The sequence below is a fragment of the Marinobacterium aestuariivivens genome, from assembly GCF_042661465.1.
Lineage (GTDB): Bacteria > Pseudomonadota > Gammaproteobacteria > Pseudomonadales > Balneatricaceae > Marinobacterium_A > Marinobacterium_A aestuariivivens.
Window position 1 is genome coordinate 4601884 of the sequence record NZ_JBHSWE010000001.1, and the last position, 16556, is coordinate 4618439.

Below are 16556 nucleotides of genomic sequence, written 5' to 3' on the forward strand. Positions count from 1 at the left end.
AGTTAACAGTATCCGTGGGTTGGGTTTCTCCCTGCCGGCCGACACCAATCGATCTGCAATGCGATCGATACGGCGGGTTCCCTGAAAACCGCTCCTGCGTTTTCAGGATTTCCACGGGGTGGCCTTCCACCATCCCTGGCGGTTTCGCGATGCCCATACAGAGTGCGAAACGTTTCGACCGGGTGGGATGCATCGCTCTAGCCACCCTCCGTCCGTGCCTTCGAATTTTTCCCGTTGGAGTATTTGTCACGCGCCACCGGTCACCCGTCACCCTCGGCCTGTGGCAACGTCACCCGGTCATTGACGATTATCACCGGCTTTTGCAGCAGCAGGTTGTTGGGGTAGGAGATGGTTTCGCCGTTGTCGCCCCGCAGCAGCACCTGGAACAGGGTGATCTCGACGATTTCGCCGATCAGGGTTTCCTCGTCGTCGAGGATGCGGATGCGGTGGCCGATCCGTGCCGGGAAGGTGAAGAAGATGATTACGCTCGAGGTGACGTTGCTGAGGATCGACCACTGGGCGAAGAGGGCGACGCCGACGATGGCGAAGATCGACGAGGCGAACAGCATCAGGTTGCCGTAGTCGATGCTCCAGATCAGCGACACCATGACGACGGCCGCGAACAGGCTGAGGCCGTTGAAATACTTGCTGATGTAGGCGACGCGCTGCAGCGGCACCTTCTTCGCGCTGGCCAATGACAGCATCAGGCGGCGGATCAGGTGGGAGACGACGAAATAACCGATGATGATGCCAGTGGTGGCCAGAATCTGGGTATACACTTGAACCCCTTGCAGGTTGAGCGAATTGCGCCCTTTGTAGCACGCCGGCGGGCGAAAAACGAGTCGCCGTCATAGCCGCGACGGATGGCTGTCCGGATCGCCCTCTTCGTGGGGCTTGTCGGTATGCTGGACGCCATGATGCGCCGCTTCCGGCGTATCCCAGGTACCCTCTGCGGTCCAGGGGTCGTCCTTCGGGAAGGCCTCGATATAGATCTCCTTGTCTTCGTAGTCGGGCTGATAGCGCAGGTCGTAGTGAGCCGCACGCACGATCGAGATGCACAGCAGCAGGGCGACCAGCAGCAGCGGCACGCCGCCGATGACGCTGGCGGTCTGCAAGGTCTGCAGTCCGCCCAGGAACATCAGCACGATGGGCATTACCGACAGGGCGAAGGCCCAGAACAGCCGGTTCCAGCGCACCGGCTCCTCGTCGACCTCCTTCTGCACCACGGCGGCAAGGATGTAGGAGATCGAGTCGAAGGTGGTGGCCGTGAAGATCAGCGCGAGCAGCGTGAAGACGAACACCACCATATTGCTCATCGGCAGGGTTTTGAGCATGGCGAATATCGCGGCCGTCGGGCTCTGGTTGTTGAGAATGTCCATCACGTCGAGGGTGCCGGACAACTGCAGATAGACGCCGTAGTTGCCGAGCACCATGAAGAACGCAAAGCAGCCGAGGGTACCGTAGAAGATCGAACCGGCCACCATGGTCCTGATGGTGCGGCCACGAGAGATGCGGGCGATGAAGAGTCCGACGCTGGGGGCGAACACCAGCCACCAGGCCCAGTAGAAGATGGTCCAGTCCTGCGGGAAATGGGTGTCCTTGAAGTCGGCGAACTGGGCGAAGGGTTCGGTCCAGCTGGCCATGTGCACCAGGTTGTCGAGTACCCGCCCCAGGGCATCGAGTCCGGTATTGGCCAAGAACAGGGTCGGCCCGGTGAGAAAAACGAATACGAGCAGGAACAGCGCCAGCCAGAAGTTGATGTCGGACAACAGCCGGATGCCCTTTTTCAGGCCGACGAAGGCGCTGTAGCCGAAAATGGCGGTGCAGATCAGCAGCACGATGATGCGGGTGGTCAGGTTGATAGGCACGCCGAACAGCTCGTGCACGCCCTCGTTGATCAGCGGGGCCGCCAGCCCCAGCGAGGTGGCGCCGCCGCCGAGCATGCCGAAGATGAACAGAACGTCGACCAGTTTGCCGATACCGCCGCGGGCATGCTTCTCGCCCAGCACCGGCATCAGCGCCTCGCTGATCTTCAGTACGCTGTGGTTGCGCACATAGTAGAAATAGGCGATCGGCAGCGCCGGGATCAGGTAGATCGACCAGGCCAGGGCCCCCAGTGGAAGATGCCGTAGGCCACGGCCCAGCGGGCGGCCTCCGGCGTACCGCCTTCGATCTGGAACGGGGGCGCCTGGTAGTAGTAGACCCACTCGATCATCGACCAGTAGAGGATGGAGGCGCCGATGCCGGAACAGAACAGCATAGCCGCCCAGGACAGGGTCGAGAATTCGGGGTCCTCCTCCGCCTCGCCGAGCTTGATCTGGCCGATTTCGCTGAAGATGATATAGACCATGAAACCGCCGGCCCCCAGGCCCAGCATCAGATAGAGAATGCCCAGTTTGTCGGTGACGAAATTCTTCGCCGCGAGCACCCAGGCTTCGCCGGCCTCCGGAAACAGGATCAGCGGAACGGTTACCGCGAACAGCAGAAAGAGGGCGCCGAAGAAGGTCGGTTTATCGATGACTTGCCAGCCGCTATGTGAGCTCATGCCGAAGTGCCCTCCTTGCCGGTTTTTTATTGGCGTGACCGAAGTATAAGATCGGCCTGGTGGTGTCGCTAATGGGGGCCTGGCGCAGGGCCGGCTGTTTCGTTGCCTTTTCTGCAGGCGTCTGTACCACAAGGTGCTATCATCCGCATATGTCCTACTCCCATCTGATCCTCGACCTGCGCAGTTACGACCGTGAAACCCGGCGCCATCACCACGACTATCACCAGCTGGTGCTGCCGGTCGAGGGTGCGCTTGAAATGAGCATCGGCGGGCGTGAAGGCATCGTCGGGCCGGGGCAGGGCGCGGTGATTGCGGCGGGCGACGATCATGCCTTCGCCGCCGACGAGGCCAACCGCTTTATCGTCGCCGATATTCCCGCCGCGCTGGCGCCGGAGCTGGAGCGGCTGCCGTCCTTCATTCCCCTGGACAGCTCGCTGGGACAGTACATCGGTTTTCTTCAGGCCGAACTGGAACGTTCCGGCATCGCCACCCATGGCCGGCGCCAGATGCTGTTGCTGCTGGTCCAGTTGCTGACCGAACGCTATGGCAGCGATCTGCAGATCGACCGCCGGGTCAAGGCGGCGCGCAGCTGGATCGACGGGCATCTCGATCAGACCTTCATCCTGGCGGACCTCGCCGCCGTTGCCCATCTCAGCCCGCGCCGGCTGTCGGAACTGTTCAAGGACTGCTTCGGCATGACGCCGCAGCAGTATCAGCTCGAGCGCCGCATGCAGGAAGCCTGGGCGCTGCTGGAAACCAGCAACCTCAGTATTCAGCGCATCGCCGAGCGGGTCGGCTACGGCAATCTCGCCGCGTTCAGCGATCGCTTCCGCCGCCATTTCGGCAAGTCGCCGCGCTATTTCCGCGGCAGCGACCGCCACTGACGCAAAGCGATCTGACGTTGAACGTTCCGGCCGCTCCGGCGTTGACCTCAACAAACGTCTTTCTTCCTGATCGGCAAAGTATCCGGTTGCTCCGCGAAAGTCACAACACCCCGATCGCGCTATGCTTGCCCCATCTACACTCACCGGAGTTGCAACATGAATCAGGGACGGGCGACCGCCATCGGCTCAATTTCCGTCGTGCTCTGGGGCACGCTGGCATTGCTGACCCAGCTGACCGGCAATCAGATACCGCCTTTCCAGATGCTGTTCATGACCTTCGCCATCGCCTGGGCGCTGATGATGGTGAAAGGACTGCTGCTGGGACCGGCGCCGCTGAAGCAGCTGCGTCAGCCGCTACGGGCCTGGCTGCTGGGCGTCGGCGGGCTGTTCGGCTATCACCTGTGCTATTTCGCCGCCATGGCCCTGGCGCCGGCGGTCGAGGTCAGTCTGCTGGCCTATCTCTGGCCGCTATTGATCGTGCTGTTTTCGGCGCTGCTGCCGGGGCAGCGTCTGCTGGCCGTCCATCTCGTCGGGGCGCTGATGGCGCTGGTCGGCTGCTGGTTGCTGCTGGATCGCGGCGACAGCGGTTTCGAGACGCAGTACCTGGCCGGTTACGCCCTGGCGCTCGGCTGTGCGCTGATCTGGTCCACCTATTCGGTGGCCAGCCGGCTGGTGGCGAGCGTTCCGACCGACGCCGTGGGCTGGTTCTGCGGTGCCACGGCGCTGGCGGGCCTGGTCTGCCACCTGCTCTGGGAAGCCTGGATCTGGCCGCAGCAAGCGCTGCAGTGGGTCGGCATCCTCGGCCTCGGCCTCGGCCCCGTCGGCATTGCCTTCTTTACCTGGGACCACGGCGTCAAGCACGGCGATCTGCGCCTGCTCGGGGTGCTCGCCTACGGTGCGCCGCTGGTCTCGACGGTGCTGCTGGTGCTGGCCGGCTTCGCCGAGCCCGGCTGGGCCTTGATGCTGGCGAGCCTGCTGATCGTCGGCGGCGCCCTGGTTGCCGGCGTCGGCCCCTGGCTGATCAGCAAAGGCAGCACCGAGGCCGCCGCCGAGCCGGCCGCGGACTGAATCCATAGGCCGCAGGGCAATCGCACTATCACGAGGCGATGACAAGATCGTCAGGGTCGATGTGGTCGGGCCTGTCTGACACGCCGTGAACTCGTCCCTGAGGGCTCGGCTGCCGCCGTCCTGGCGGCAGACGGTCAGCCAGACCCGACCACATCAGCCTCGGCGAGCCCGGTGCCGGTACGAAAACGGCTTAATTCCGGCATTTGCAGCAACCATTGCCATGCTGCCGAACCCCAAGCCTTTCTTCGAATCCCTCCCCGATCCGCGCCGGACCACGCAAAACAAGCTGCATGGGCTGTCGGACATCCTCAGTATCGCCCTTTGTGCAATACTCTCCGGCATGGATGACTGGGAAGCCGTAGCAGAATTCTTGTTCGACCTGGACGGCGTCACGGTGACGATCGACGCTATCGGCTGTCAGAAAACGGTGGCCCGGCAGATCACCGAGGGCGGTGGCGACTATGTGCTGGCCCTCAAGGGGGACCAGAGCACCTTGCATGACGACGTTCGCTTGTTCATGGACACCGAAGCCAAACACCATCCCCAGGGCCACGCCGACGCCGTGGAGAAAGACCACGGCCGGATCGAAACACGCCGCATCTGGGTCAGTGACGAGATCGACTGGCTGGCGCAGAAGCCGGACTGGCCGGGGCTGCGGACGTTGGTTATGGTGAAGAGCCAGCGCGAACTCAACGGTCAGGTGTCGCATGAGCGTCGCTGCTTTATCACCTCTCATGCCGCTGATCCGGAGCGGATCGGCCGTCACATCCGCCATCATTGGCGGGTCGAGAATAGCCTGCACTGGGTGCTCGACATGGCCTTCAACGAGGACCCGTCAAGCGCAAGAATCGGACATGCAGCGCAGAATCCGGCCCTCACCCGGCGCTTCGCCCTGAACCTCCTGCGCCAGGCCAGGGGCTCCAAACCCGGGGTCAAGAATAAGCGGCTGCGTGCTGCCTATGACGACGCCTTCCGGGCCTCGGTGCTGCAACTGACGCCGCGAGTGCACGGATGGTTCTCGCCGCCGGCATGCCTGGCCATTGTCGGGTAGCAAACCGGGTTCGGTGCGTCTGTCGGTTGGCACCGCGCTGTCGAGGGGTGGGGGTACCGCTTCAGGGCGACCGTCTGCCGCCAGGGAGGGCGGCAGCCGAGCGGTCAGGGACGACGTAAAGCGTGTCGCCCGGAAACGGTACCGCCGGCCCGGACTGGCACTCACAGTCGTCAGGTAGTGCGATTGCCCTGCCATAGGCCGAAAGTACTATTCGGATCCCCGTTTTTCTGTGCCAAGGGAGCATGGGGCTCCCGGTGGTCGCTGGCTAAGATGCATCTGTAGTCGAACAGGTAACGGCGCCAGGCAAGGTGTCGGAGCGATAACAACAAAGAGGCACGATAACGATGATCTACGCACAGCCGGGAACCGAAGGTTCCGTTGTTTCTTTCAAACCGCGTTATGGCAACTTCATCGGTGGCGAATGGGTTGCGCCGGTCAAAGGCGAGTATTTCCAGAACATCTCGCCGGTGACCGGTCAGCCGTTCTGCGAGATCCCGCGCTCCTCTGCCGAGGATATCGAACTGGCACTGGACGCCGCCCACGGGGCCAAGGCCGCCTGGGGCAAGGCCTCCGTCACCGAAAGGTCCAACATCCTGCTGAAGATCGCCGATCGCATCGAGGCCAATCTCGAGGCGCTGGCCGTCGCCGAAACCTGGGACAACGGCAAGGCCGTGCGCGAGACCCTGGCCGCCGACGTGCCGCTTTCGGCTGATCACTTCCGCTACTTCGCCGGCTGCGTCCGTGCCCAGGAAGGTTCCATCGGCGAGATCGACGAAAACACCGTCGCCTACCACTTCCACGAGCCGCTGGGCGTGGTCGGGCAGATCATTCCGTGGAACTTCCCGCTGCTGATGGCGGCCTGGAAACTGGCCCCGGCCCTGGCCGCCGGCAACTGCATCGTGCTCAAGCCCGCCGAGCAGACGCCTGCCTCGATCCTGGTGCTGGCCGAAATCATCGGCGATCTGCTGCCGGCCGGTGTGCTGAACATCGTCAACGGTTACGGCGCCGAAGCCGGTCAGGCGCTGGCGACCAGCAAGCGCATCGCCAAGATCGCCTTCACCGGCTCCACGCCGGTCGGCTCGCACATTCTCAAGTGCGCCGCCGAAAACATCATCCCGTCCACCGTCGAGCTCGGCGGCAAGTCGCCGAACATCTACTTCGAGGACGTGGTGAAGCATGAAGACAGCTTCCTGAGCAAGTGCGTCGAAGGCACCGTGCTGGCGTTCTTCAACCAGGGCGAGGTCTGCACCTGCCCGTCTCGTCTGCTGGTGCAGGAAAGCATCTACGACGACTTCATCGGCCGGGTCATCGAACGCACCCGCCAGATCAAGCGCGGCAACCCGCTGGATACCGACACCATGGTCGGCGCCCAGGCCTCGCAGGAGCAGTTCGACAAGATCATGGGCTACTTCGAGATCGGCCGCGGCGAAGGCGCCGAGGTGCTGATCGGCGGCGGCGCCGAGCGTCTGGAAGGGGCCCTGAACAGCGGCTACTACATCCAGCCGACGCTGCTGCGCGGCAACAACCAGATGCGCGTCTTCCAGGAGGAGATCTTCGGCCCGGTGGTCTCGGTCACCACCTTCAAGGACGAGGCGGAAGCCCTGGCCGTGGCCAACGACACCGAATTCGGCCTCGGCGCCGGCGTCTGGACCCGCGATATGAACCGCGCCTACCGCATGGGCCGCGGCATCGAGGCGGGCCGCGTCTGGACCAACTGCTACCACCATTACCCGGCCCACGCCGCCTTCGGTGGCTACAAGAAGTCCGGTGTCGGTCGCGAGACCCACAAGATGATGCTCGACCACTATCAGCAGACCAAGAACCTGCTGGTCAGCTACGACGTCAACCCGCTGGGCTTCTTCTGATCCTGCGGTAGTCCCGGGCCCCGAATCAGCCTTCGGGGCCGGGAGTCGCCAGATAAGTTGAAACAGGTCTCTGCGACTTGTCTAGAGGCTCCCTTGAACTACACTTTGAATCTGGCCTGCGTGGTCAGCCAACCCCTGAACAGAGTAATTGCACTCTCAGGTTTCAGCGCGGCCTCGGCCGCGCTTTTTTATGTGTGAGTTTCCAGTCACCAGTCAATAGTATCCAGCGGGTCAGGCCCCTGCGGGAGGCGCGCCCCGCGCCGAAAGCGGCAGGTGACGGGTGACGCGTTACGCGTGACAAAAGCGCCGACCGATCTCGACGTAGGATGCCGCAGAGCGCAGCGATGCGCATCATCCGGACAGGCGCCGGCCGAAAACCGGCATAAGGCTGCACCCCGATTCGCACTGGCGCGTTAGCGGCAAATGCGTCACTATCGGATCGGTCATGGACGACCGGCCCGTCCCCTGGGGGCGACAACTCAACCGCTATTTATATGAAGACGAACATGGACGTACGCAGGATCTTGATCCTCGGTGGATACGGTAACTTTGGCAAGCGGATTGCCGAAAGCCTGGCGTTACTGACAGGAATCACCGTTACCGTCGCAGGACGCGATGCCGGGAAGGCCCGGCAGTTGTGCCGGGATTTATCGGCAAAAGGAGCTCGGGCGCTGCTCGAAGAGGCGGTCGTCGATATCAACGATGAGCACTTCATCGACGAGCTCGGAGCCTTATCCCCCGATCTGGTGATTCATACCGGCGGCCCTTTTCAGGGTCAGGACTACCGGGTGGCCGAAGCCTGCATTGCGGTCGGCTGTCACTACATCGACCTGGCGGACGATCGCCGCTTCGTCTGCGATATCGTTGCGCTGAACGAGCAGGCCATGCAGCGTAATCTGCTGGTTGTATCGGGGGCGAGTTCGGTGCCCGGTCTCTCCTCGACGGTTATCGACAGCCTGATGGACAGGTTCTCACGCCTCGATGAAATAGACTTTGCGATAGCGCCCGGCAATCGGGCCGAACGGGGTGATGCGACGGTCAGGGGCATTCTTTCCTATACCGGCCATCCCTTTATGGCCTTCCGTAAAGGCGAGTGGGTCGAGCAGTACGGCTGGATGTCTCCCAGGAGGTTGCACTTCGGCGATGTCGTCGGCAGGCGTTGGTTGGCCAACGTCGACATCCCCGACCTGGAACTGTTCCCCGAACGCTACCGGCCCGTGAATACCGTCAGGTTCCAGGCCGGCCTGGAACTGCCGCTGCTTCACTTCACGATGGTCTTCATGGCGCTGCTGGCCAAAATGGGCCTGATCAGGGACTGGTCTGTTTTCACGAAGCCAATCTTCAACGGCGGCGAGTTCTTCAGGGGTTTGGGTACCGATATCGGGGGGATGCAGATCAATCTCTCGGGTCTGGGAAAGGACCATGAGCCTCAGCGGATCAGGTGGACGCTCTGTGCCGAAAATAATGTGGGGCCCTATATACCCACGCTGTCAGCGATTATCCTTGCCAAGAAGTTGATCGCAGGCACACTCGACGCAACAGGCGCGAGGCCCTGCCTGGGCATGTACACATTGGAAGAGTTCGATGTGGAAGCTTCTCCGCTGGGTATTCATCACCAAACGGAGAGGGAAATTGGATAACTATCTGCTGCTGAAGATGATCCATATCCTGTGTGCAGTCGTCGTTGCCGGTACCGGAGCGGGTATCGCCTTCTTCATGTTCATGGCCAGTCGTTCCTCCAATGTTGCGGCGATAGCTCTGACCGCACGCCATGTGGTGATGGCGGACTGGATCTTTACGACACCTGCAGTGGTCGTGCAGTTAGTGACCGGTGTGCTGCTCATGCTGAGGCTGGAGTATTCGTTCAGCTCGACATGGTTTTATCTGGTGATCGCCCTCTATCTCTTCATTGGGGCCTGTTGGGTCCCCGTTGTGCTGATCCAGTACCGACTCAAGGCCCTTGCCGATGCCTCCCTGATTAACGGAGTACTCGAACCTGGCCTGAAGAAATTGATGCGGTGGTGGACGGCGCTGGGGGTGCCCGCCTTTGCAGCGATACTGGTCGTTTTCTGGTTGATGGTGTTCAAGCCCTTTGCCGTTGTGTAATGACGTCAGTTATTGGTAAAGCCGGAAAAATGACGGGTCCCGGCCGGGCTTCGCAGTCTCGATAAAATGCGGTCCGGTCAAAAGGACCGGTTCAGTGGCCGCGCACTGTGTTGAAAGAGTACCGCATGGCACTCGCTGAGGATCGAGAGCGCAATGCTCTCGGGCAGTTCGCCACCGATATCGAGCCCGGCGGGGCCGGCGAGCGGAAGATCGAGCGTCTTTTCGCTCAGGCCCGCCTCCTCGAGAACCCGGGCGCGGCGGCTGGCGGGGCCGAGCAGAGCGAGATAGCGCAGCGGGGCGCGCTGCAGCGATTTCAGGGCGGCGGCATCCAGCGGAATGTTGTGCGTCATCAGCACCGCGGCATCGACAGGCTGTTCCTGGCTGTAGGTCGCCAGCGCTTCGACCGTTTCGTCGAGAATCAGGCCCGCCTGCATGAAATGCTCACGCCGGGCGTTGGCCGGGCGCGGGTCCCAGAGGCTGGTCTGCCAGCCCAGTTCATGGGCCATGGCAACCAGCGGCCGGGCGTCCAGGCCGCCGCCGATCAGCAGCAGGTGGGGCGGCGGGATGATGGCCGTCTTCAGCCACTGCTGATCGCCTTCGCGGATCAGCGTTGCGGGTCTTGCGCTACGGCCCATTTCGGGCCGCGGCACAAAGCGGCTTTCGACTTCGCCCGCCGCACCGGGAAGGTGCTGGTAATAAAGCCGGGCGCCCTCTGCTCGAGCGCCCGATGCACAAGGTCCGGCTGCAGGTAGTCGTTGTCGGCACGGATCGGCTGCAGCAGGATATGCACCGTGCCGCCGCAGCCGATACCGAGCTGGAACGACAGGTCGTCCTCGTCGCTGCCGTCGTAACAGAGCGTCAGGGCCTGGCCGCTCTGCATGACGCGCCGGGCGTGGCGCTGGATATCCGACTCCAGGCAGCCGCCGCTGAGCATGCCGAAAGCCTGTCCCAGGCTGTTGAACAGCATCATGGCGCCGGCCTTGCGGTAGCTGGGGCCTTCGGTGCGATAGACCGTGCCCAGCACCCATTCCAGCGCGTCGCGTTGCGGATACCACTGCAGCAGCAGCCGGGTAAGCTGATTGGCCATGGGATTCCTCGATCGGTTGAACGGGGATGCCGTGTCGGCGGGGCGGCACGGCATCCGCTGCTCAGGCGAGCTTCAGCGGCAGGCGTTCGAATGACTGTCCGGTGAGCGCCTCGAGCGCATTGGCCACCGCCGGCGCGATCGGCGGTGTGCCCGGTTCGCCCACGCCGGTCGGCGGTTCCGCCGACGGGACGATATGGACCTCCACCTGCGGCATCCGGTCGATACGCAGCACCTGGTAGTCGTGGAAGTTGGACTGCGCCACCCGCCCCTGGTCCAGGGTGATTTCGCTCATCAGTGCCGGCGACAGACCGTAGCCGATGCCGCCATCCATCTGGGCCCGGATCATGTCGGGATTGACCGCTATGCCGCAGTCCACCGCACAGACCACGCGCTCCACCCGGAAGCTGCCGTCATCCCCGACGGAGACCTCGGCCACTTCGGCCACATAGGTGTTGAACGACTCGTGTACCGCGACGCCCCGGCTCCGGCCTTCGGGCAGCGGTGTGCCCCAGCCGGCCTTTTCGGCCGCCAGCTTCAGTACGCCCTGATGGCGGGGATGGCCCTCGAGCAGCTGCATCCGGTATTCGACCGGGTCCCGGCCGGCGGCGCGGGCCAGGCGATCGACAACGACTTCCGTCGAAAAGGCGGTATGGGTGCTGCCGACCGAGCGCCACCACTGCACCGGTACGCCAAGATCGACGGTGTGCAGTTCGACGCTCAGGTTCGGGATCCGGTAGGGCAGGTTGGCCGCGCCCTCGACCGAGGTCGCGTCGATGCCGTCCTTGACCATGCCGCTTTCGAAAACGGTGCCCTGGACGATCGACTGACCGGCGATACGGTGTTCCCAGGCCTGCGGCAGTCCGTTTTCATCGAGCGTCGCACGAACCCCGCGCCGAAAAAGCGCGAAACGCTGAATATCCGTATCAAGCCCGAGGAACGCAATCTGATCGATCGTGCTGCCAGGGCCCGAGGGAAGAACCGCACAGACTTCGTGCTGGAAGCGGCCCGCATGGCTGCCGAGGAAACGTTGCTCGATCAGGCCATTATTGCGGCCAGCCCGGAAGCCTATGCTGCCTTTCTCGCACGACTGGACATGCCGCCACAGCCAAATGAGCGCCTGCGCAAAACGATGCAGACAGCGGCCCCTGGGAAAAAGCATGACGGTTACGGCGCCCGAGCCTTTGACCTCAGATCACGATGTCGAGGCGTTCGCCTCAGGGGGAAAGCCTGGATAACTGGCTCGAGCGTCGTGCGCTGAAAAACCAGTCAACAGGTGCATCCCGTACCTTCGTGGCCTGCGAGGGTAGCTGCGTGCTGGCGTACTATGCCCTGGCATCGAGCGCGATCACTGTTGATGCGGCTCCAGGACGCTTTCGCTGCAACATGCCGGACCCGATTCCGGTAGTTGTCCTGGGCCGGCTGGCCGTGGATCAATCCCTGCAGGGCAGGGGATTCGGCCGTGCCCTGGTGCGGGATGCCGGGCTGCGCGTAATCCAGGCGGCGGACACCATTGGCATTCGCGGTATGATCGTGTACGCCCTGTCGGAAGAAGCGAAGGCTTTTTACGAGGGAGTCGGCTTCGAGCCGTCTCCGATCGATCCCATGATGTTGATGGTCACACTCGCCGACTTGAAGGGCGCAAGCCTTCTCACCTGACTTCCAGATTCGACAGTCCGTATGTCGAAATCACCATCCAATCTGGAGCGAAGCATTCCTCCAGCCTCCGCTAACGGCCATTTGCGGTCTCCCAACTATTCGGTCAAGTGGTCAAGCTAGGGCAATCTTGATTCAGTGTCACGATTCGTAATCTGCGCGTGACGAAATCAGCAGAAAAGGGGCGCTGCCAGCAAGGCAGTACCCCATAATGAGCTATTCGGGAATCAGGTCCAGTTGAGGTAGTCCTTATAATTGGCCGGGATCACCAGCTCGAAGGGCACCCAGACTTTATGTTCCGTGTCTTCGCCCTAGGCCAGGCGTATGGAGGCGTCTACCGCGCCACGTCCCTGGGCGTTGGCGTCCTGGAATACGGTGATGGCTAGCTCGCCGACCTTCATTCACGCACACCGCATTCCGCCAGCATCTCCTCAAGATTGCGGTAGCTGATGTCGTAGCGGCAGTACCAGCTTACTGCCCACAGAATGATCTCTCCACTGAAATGACTCCATTTGAAGTCGCCGCACATACCTTACTCCCGTCTGCTTCACCAGCCTTTCTCCGACAAGCGGTAGATTTTTGCAACAGAGCCGTTTTCTGAGGGATGGGGCATACCGGCGGGATGCCCCATGGATTCAGCTCTGGGTTTCTTCGAGCAGGACCGGGCCCGTGGCCTGGCAGGCCCAGTGCAGCCTGCCCGAGTGGCGGTCGACCGGATGGTAGCGACCGCTGGCGAGGTCCAGCAGGCGGAAGGCCACGCCGGTGCACTCTGCCACCGACTGCATGGGCATGCACCCCGGTTGCGGTAACAGCAGTTGGTAACGCTTGCGGTCTGCGGTGAGAAGGATCCGCCGCCAGCCGTCGGCGGCGTCGATGCCGGCCGGCCGCAATTCGGCAGGGTCGGCGTTCAACGCGGCGTACAGGTGCTTGACGACGTGGAAGGCCAGGCGCGGGTTGGCGCGACGGTCGGTGACGCCGTTGCGGCGGAAGAAGCCGCGATCGACGTCGGCGAAGGTGTCGACGTAAACACCTAGCGCCGGGTGCGCAAGCGCGGCGCAGAGTGTTTCGGCGATGCGGTTGGCGAGGTCGAGGTCGTCGTCGCGCACGTCCGCGGGGCTCGCGTCGCTGACGCGCAGGTGAATCGAGGCCTGCAATTGCAGTGTCCGGCATAATTCGTCGATGGCCGCCAGTGTCGGCGCCGATTCCATGCCGGGGTCGAGTCGGAAGACCAGTCCGTCCACCAGGCCCCGCAGCGGACCTTCCGTAATGCTGGTGCGAATACGGGAGCCGTCCTCCGACGTGTAGCCGTGATTGATCACGTGGTAGTATTTGCTGCCGCCGCTTTCGATGTCCTCCCGGGTACGCAGGCGCGACAGGTACAGCGGAAGTCGCAGGTCCCGTTTCAGCGAACGCAGCGCGTCGGCGACGCGCTCGAGATCGGCGTCGGCGAATGCCAGTTCGCAACCGCTAAGCAGGTCCTGGTGCTCGACCAGGGCTAGCAACTGCCGCCCCTGCGGGACCTCGAAGCCAAACACTTGGAATTCGTGCCCGAAACGCCTGAGCGTCGCGATGCGCTCGACGACCTCGGTGCTGGTTAGGTCGTCCAGCGGAAGACGCATCTTGCGCACGCCCATTTCCCAGAGCGCGAGCAACGGATAGTCGTTGCGGACCCGCTTGCGGCTGAACTCGTCGAGTGCGCCGCTGGGCGGGATCTCGACGAGTTCTGCCCAGGGCTGGCGCATGTCGAATCCCAGCGGCGCGCGCGTGTTCTCGACCGTGTGCAGCGGCGTGACGCGCGGCTGTGTCATACCGACCGCGGCGTCCGGTTCCAGGGCCTCGCCGTAGGTGCGCTGCATCAGGCAGGCGTGGCCGCGTTCGTAGACATTGACGACGAAGTAGCCGAGCTTGGGCAGGTCGTTGCGGCCGCCCTGATCGCCCGGCTCGATGCGATACATCTCGCTGTAGTCCTGGCGCACGAAGGCGGTCGACGGAAGCAGGTAGCAGTCGGTGTCCTGGTGTCGGTGGTACCAGAAATTGTGCACGTGACCGGCGAACAACGCCTCGACCCGGTGTTGCTCGAGCAGGGACAGCAGCCAGGAACGGCCGGGCTCGGCAATGTTGTCGTAGTGTTCGACTTCGTCGCGTTCGGTCATGTAAGGCGGGTAGTGCGTATTGATGAAGAAGCGCGCGCCGGGGTGCTCGGCGAGATAAGCCTCGAGCCATTCGCGCTGGCGTGTCTCGTCGGCCAGGCCGCTGTTGATCAACTGGGCGTTGATGACGATGAAATGGCAGCCCTGGTGCTCGAAGGCGTAGTAGTGGTCGCCGAAGAATTCCTTCCAGAGGTCGAGGTAGTCGTCGCAGACGACGCCGGCCGGCCCCCAGTTGATCGGTTTGTCGCCGACGTCGTGGTTACCCGGTACCAGGTATTGCGGGCAGTTCAGCGCGCGGGTCTGGTGCAGGAACTGCCGTGCCGCCTCGCCGTATGAGGGCAGCGACGGCACTGGATGGATGAGGTCGCCAAGATTGATGACGAAGTCCGGCGCGATGCGATTGACGTCGCGCACCACATAGCGCATACGCTTGTTAGCGAGGCGATTCACCTCGAACGGCGACGAGCAGGTGTCTTCGCCCTGATTGAGGTGGGTGTCGGCCATCACTACCATGGAAAAGAGCTTGCGGCCGAGTTTCGGGTCGACGTTGTTCATGATGTCTCCAGTCGTGGTTGGGTGGGACGGGGGCGCGCAGCCGCCTTCGGGCGCCGCCGTACGGCACCCATCCCGGAATTAACGCATCGGTATCAGGCGGAAGGTGCAGCAGGTCGCCGTCGCAAGTGATTGCGCAGGCTGAAACCTAGGGTCAGCAGGGTAAGGCCCCAGAAGAACAGGCAGATGGGGCTGGTCCAGAAAATGCCCAGCGAGCCGTGGGATAGCAACAGTGACTGACGGAAGTTATCCTCGAGCAGTGGGCCCAGCACGAAGGCGATCAGGAAAGGTGCTGTGGGCACGTTGAGCCGCAGCATGGCGAAGCCGAGCAATCCGAGCAGCAGCATTACCAGCACGTCGAACAGGCTGCTGTTGACGGCATAGGCGCCGAAGGTGCAGAGCACCAGTACCGACGGGTAGAGGATCCGGTTGGGGATATCCGAGATCCGGCTCAAATAGCGAATCGACAGCTTGCCGATCAGGAACAGGTAGACCGAACTGAGCATGATACCGATGAAGAGCGCGTAGATGATGTCGATGTTCTGCTGGAACATGATCGGGCCGGGCTTGAGACCGTGGATCATGAAAGCGCCGAGGATCACCGCGGTGATCACGTCACCCGGTACGCCGAGCGCCAGCAACGGAATCATGGTGGCGCCTGCAACGCCGTTGTTGCCCGCTTCGGCGGCAGCCACGCCTTCGATCTCGCCCTTGCCGAAGGCGTCGGGATTTTTCGCATTACGCTTGGCTTCACTGTAGGAGAGGAAGGCCGCGGGGGCACCGCCGATACCCGGAATGGCGCCGAGCACGACGCCGATCAGACTGCCACGCAGGATCGACTTGAAGCAGCGGCGAAACTCAGCAAAGGTGGCGCTGGCGCCCTGCAAGGCGCTACTCACGACGCTGTTGCCCAGCGGCTGGCTGTAAAAGTTGATGATTTCCGGCAGTGCAAACAGCCCGATCAGTACGGGAATGAAGTTGAGGCCGGACATTAGTTCGTACTCGCCGAAAATAAAGCGGTCGGTGCCGTAGATGCCGTCGAGCCCGACGGTCGCCAGCAACAGGCCGAGGCAAGCCGAGGTGACGCCAAGCGCCAACCGGTCGCCGGACACCCCGGCGATGATGGTTAGCGCGAAGACGATCAACGTGAAGAACTCGGGCGGGCCGAACTGCAGCGCGAAGTTGGCCAGGAAGCCCGCTAGAAGGATCAACGACAGGTTGGAGACGAAGTCGGCGAAGCAGGAGGCGTACAGTGCCATGTCCAGCGCTCGGCGGGCCTGTCCTTTCTGCGCCATTGGAAAGCCATCCAGCACGGTGCAGGAGGCAGCGGGCGTTCCCGGCGTTTTCAGCAGGATGGCGGTGATTGAGCCGCCGTAGAGACCGCCCTTGTAGACCCCCAGCAGCATCAGGATGCCGGTCACCGGATGCATACTGAAGGTGAACGGTAGCACTAGGGCGACCCCCATCGGGGTGGTCATGCCCGGAATGGCGCCGGTGATAGTCCCAATCATCACGCCAGCGAGTAGCGCCAGCAGATTGTCGACGCTGAAAAATAGCAGCAGGGCGTCGGTGAACTGTTCGATCATGGTGTCACC

14 protein-coding genes and 2 pseudogenes are annotated in these 16556 nt (G+C 62.7%); 8 read left to right on the top strand and 8 right to left on the bottom strand.

The window, feature by feature from the left end; translation table 11 throughout:
- Positions 1-260 precede the first annotated feature (260 nt).
- Together ACFQDL_RS24075 and ACFQDL_RS24080 are read right to left on the bottom strand one after the other, a co-directional pair.
- Positions 261-779, bottom strand: a complete 519-nt coding sequence (locus ACFQDL_RS24075) for a mechanosensitive ion channel domain-containing protein (RefSeq protein ID WP_379911227.1) — start codon at positions 777-779, stop codon at positions 261-263.
- Positions 780-848: 69 nt separating this feature from the next.
- Positions 849-2545, bottom strand: a pseudogene (locus tag ACFQDL_RS24080) (BCCT family transporter).
- Between the two features lie 149 nt (positions 2546-2694).
- On the opposite strand from ACFQDL_RS24080, the gene ACFQDL_RS24085 reads away from it, so the two are divergent.
- The 6 genes from ACFQDL_RS24085 to ACFQDL_RS24110 all read left to right on the top strand — a co-directional run bounded on the left by ACFQDL_RS24085 (position 2695) and on the right by ACFQDL_RS24110 (position 9519).
- Complete coding sequence (locus tag ACFQDL_RS24085; RefSeq protein ID WP_379911228.1) at positions 2695-3429, top strand: AraC family transcriptional regulator; 735 nt, start codon at positions 2695-2697, stop codon at positions 3427-3429.
- Positions 3430-3585: 156 nt separating this feature from the next.
- Positions 3586-4497 (top strand): aromatic amino acid exporter YddG, encoded by a 912-nt coding sequence (yddG, locus tag ACFQDL_RS24090; RefSeq protein ID WP_379911229.1) that lies wholly within the window; start codon positions 3586-3588, stop codon positions 4495-4497.
- A gap of 193 nt (positions 4498-4690) precedes the next feature.
- Positions 4691-5548 carry an ISAs1 family transposase gene (locus ACFQDL_RS24095; RefSeq protein ID WP_379913298.1) on the top strand — a complete coding sequence of 286 codons (858 nt, stop codon included), beginning with the start codon at positions 4691-4693 and terminating at the stop codon, positions 5546-5548.
- A gap of 344 nt (positions 5549-5892) precedes the next feature.
- The gene (gene exaC, locus ACFQDL_RS24100) at positions 5893-7413 is read left to right on the top strand and encodes an acetaldehyde dehydrogenase ExaC (protein WP_379911230.1); all 1521 of its coding nucleotides are present in this window, start codon (positions 5893-5895) and stop codon (positions 7411-7413) included.
- A 506-nt stretch (positions 7414-7919) separates the two neighbouring features.
- Positions 7920-9053, top strand: coding sequence for a saccharopine dehydrogenase family protein (locus tag ACFQDL_RS24105; protein WP_379911231.1), 1134 nt, complete (start codon positions 7920-7922; stop codon positions 9051-9053).
- Positions 9046-9519, top strand: coding sequence for a DUF2269 family protein (locus ACFQDL_RS24110; RefSeq protein ID WP_379911232.1), 474 nt, complete (start codon positions 9046-9048; stop codon positions 9517-9519). The genes ACFQDL_RS24105 and ACFQDL_RS24110 overlap by 8 nt, the downstream gene beginning before the upstream one ends.
- Before the next feature lie 77 nt (positions 9520-9596).
- On the opposite strand, the gene ACFQDL_RS24115 is transcribed toward ACFQDL_RS24110, so the two are convergent.
- From ACFQDL_RS24115 to ACFQDL_RS24125, 3 genes are all read right to left on the bottom strand, one after another.
- On the bottom strand, positions 9597-10169 hold the full coding sequence (locus tag ACFQDL_RS24115; protein WP_379911233.1) for an XdhC family protein: 573 nt from the start codon (positions 10167-10169) through the stop codon (positions 9597-9599).
- Positions 10124-10606: an XdhC family protein gene (locus tag ACFQDL_RS24120; RefSeq protein WP_379911234.1), complete on the bottom strand. Its 483-nt coding sequence runs from the start codon at positions 10604-10606 to the stop codon at positions 10124-10126. The genes ACFQDL_RS24115 and ACFQDL_RS24120 overlap by 46 nt, the downstream gene beginning before the upstream one ends.
- Before the next feature lie 61 nt (positions 10607-10667).
- The gene (locus tag ACFQDL_RS24125) at positions 10668-11183 is read right to left on the bottom strand and encodes a molybdopterin cofactor-binding domain-containing protein (RefSeq protein WP_379911235.1); all 516 of its coding nucleotides are present in this window, start codon (positions 11181-11183) and stop codon (positions 10668-10670) included.
- A 72-nt stretch (positions 11184-11255) separates the two neighbouring features.
- On the opposite strand from ACFQDL_RS24125, the gene ACFQDL_RS24130 reads away from it, so the two are divergent.
- Both ACFQDL_RS24130 and ACFQDL_RS24135 read left to right on the top strand, forming a co-directional pair.
- Positions 11256-11864, top strand: coding sequence for a type II toxin-antitoxin system TacA family antitoxin (locus ACFQDL_RS24130; protein ID WP_379913300.1), 609 nt, complete (start codon positions 11256-11258; stop codon positions 11862-11864).
- Positions 11804-12262 (top strand): GNAT family N-acetyltransferase, encoded by a 459-nt coding sequence (locus tag ACFQDL_RS24135; RefSeq protein ID WP_379911236.1) that lies wholly within the window; start codon positions 11804-11806, stop codon positions 12260-12262. The genes ACFQDL_RS24130 and ACFQDL_RS24135 overlap by 61 nt, the downstream gene beginning before the upstream one ends.
- A 403-nt stretch (positions 12263-12665) precedes the next feature.
- Here the strand turns inward: ACFQDL_RS24135 and ACFQDL_RS24140 are convergent.
- The 3 genes and pseudogenes from ACFQDL_RS24140 to ACFQDL_RS24150 form a co-directional block, all read right to left on the bottom strand.
- Positions 12666-12788, bottom strand: a pseudogene (locus tag ACFQDL_RS24140) (IS6 family transposase); the annotation flags it as partial.
- A gap of 106 nt (positions 12789-12894) precedes the next feature.
- Positions 12895-14964 (bottom strand): metallophosphoesterase family protein, encoded by a 2070-nt coding sequence (locus ACFQDL_RS24145; RefSeq protein ID WP_379911237.1) that lies wholly within the window; start codon positions 14962-14964, stop codon positions 12895-12897.
- A 92-nt stretch (positions 14965-15056) separates the two neighbouring features.
- On the bottom strand, positions 15057-16547 hold the full coding sequence (locus ACFQDL_RS24150) for a tripartite tricarboxylate transporter permease (protein WP_379911238.1): 1491 nt from the start codon (positions 16545-16547) through the stop codon (positions 15057-15059).
- Positions 16548-16556: the final 9 nt, after the last annotated feature.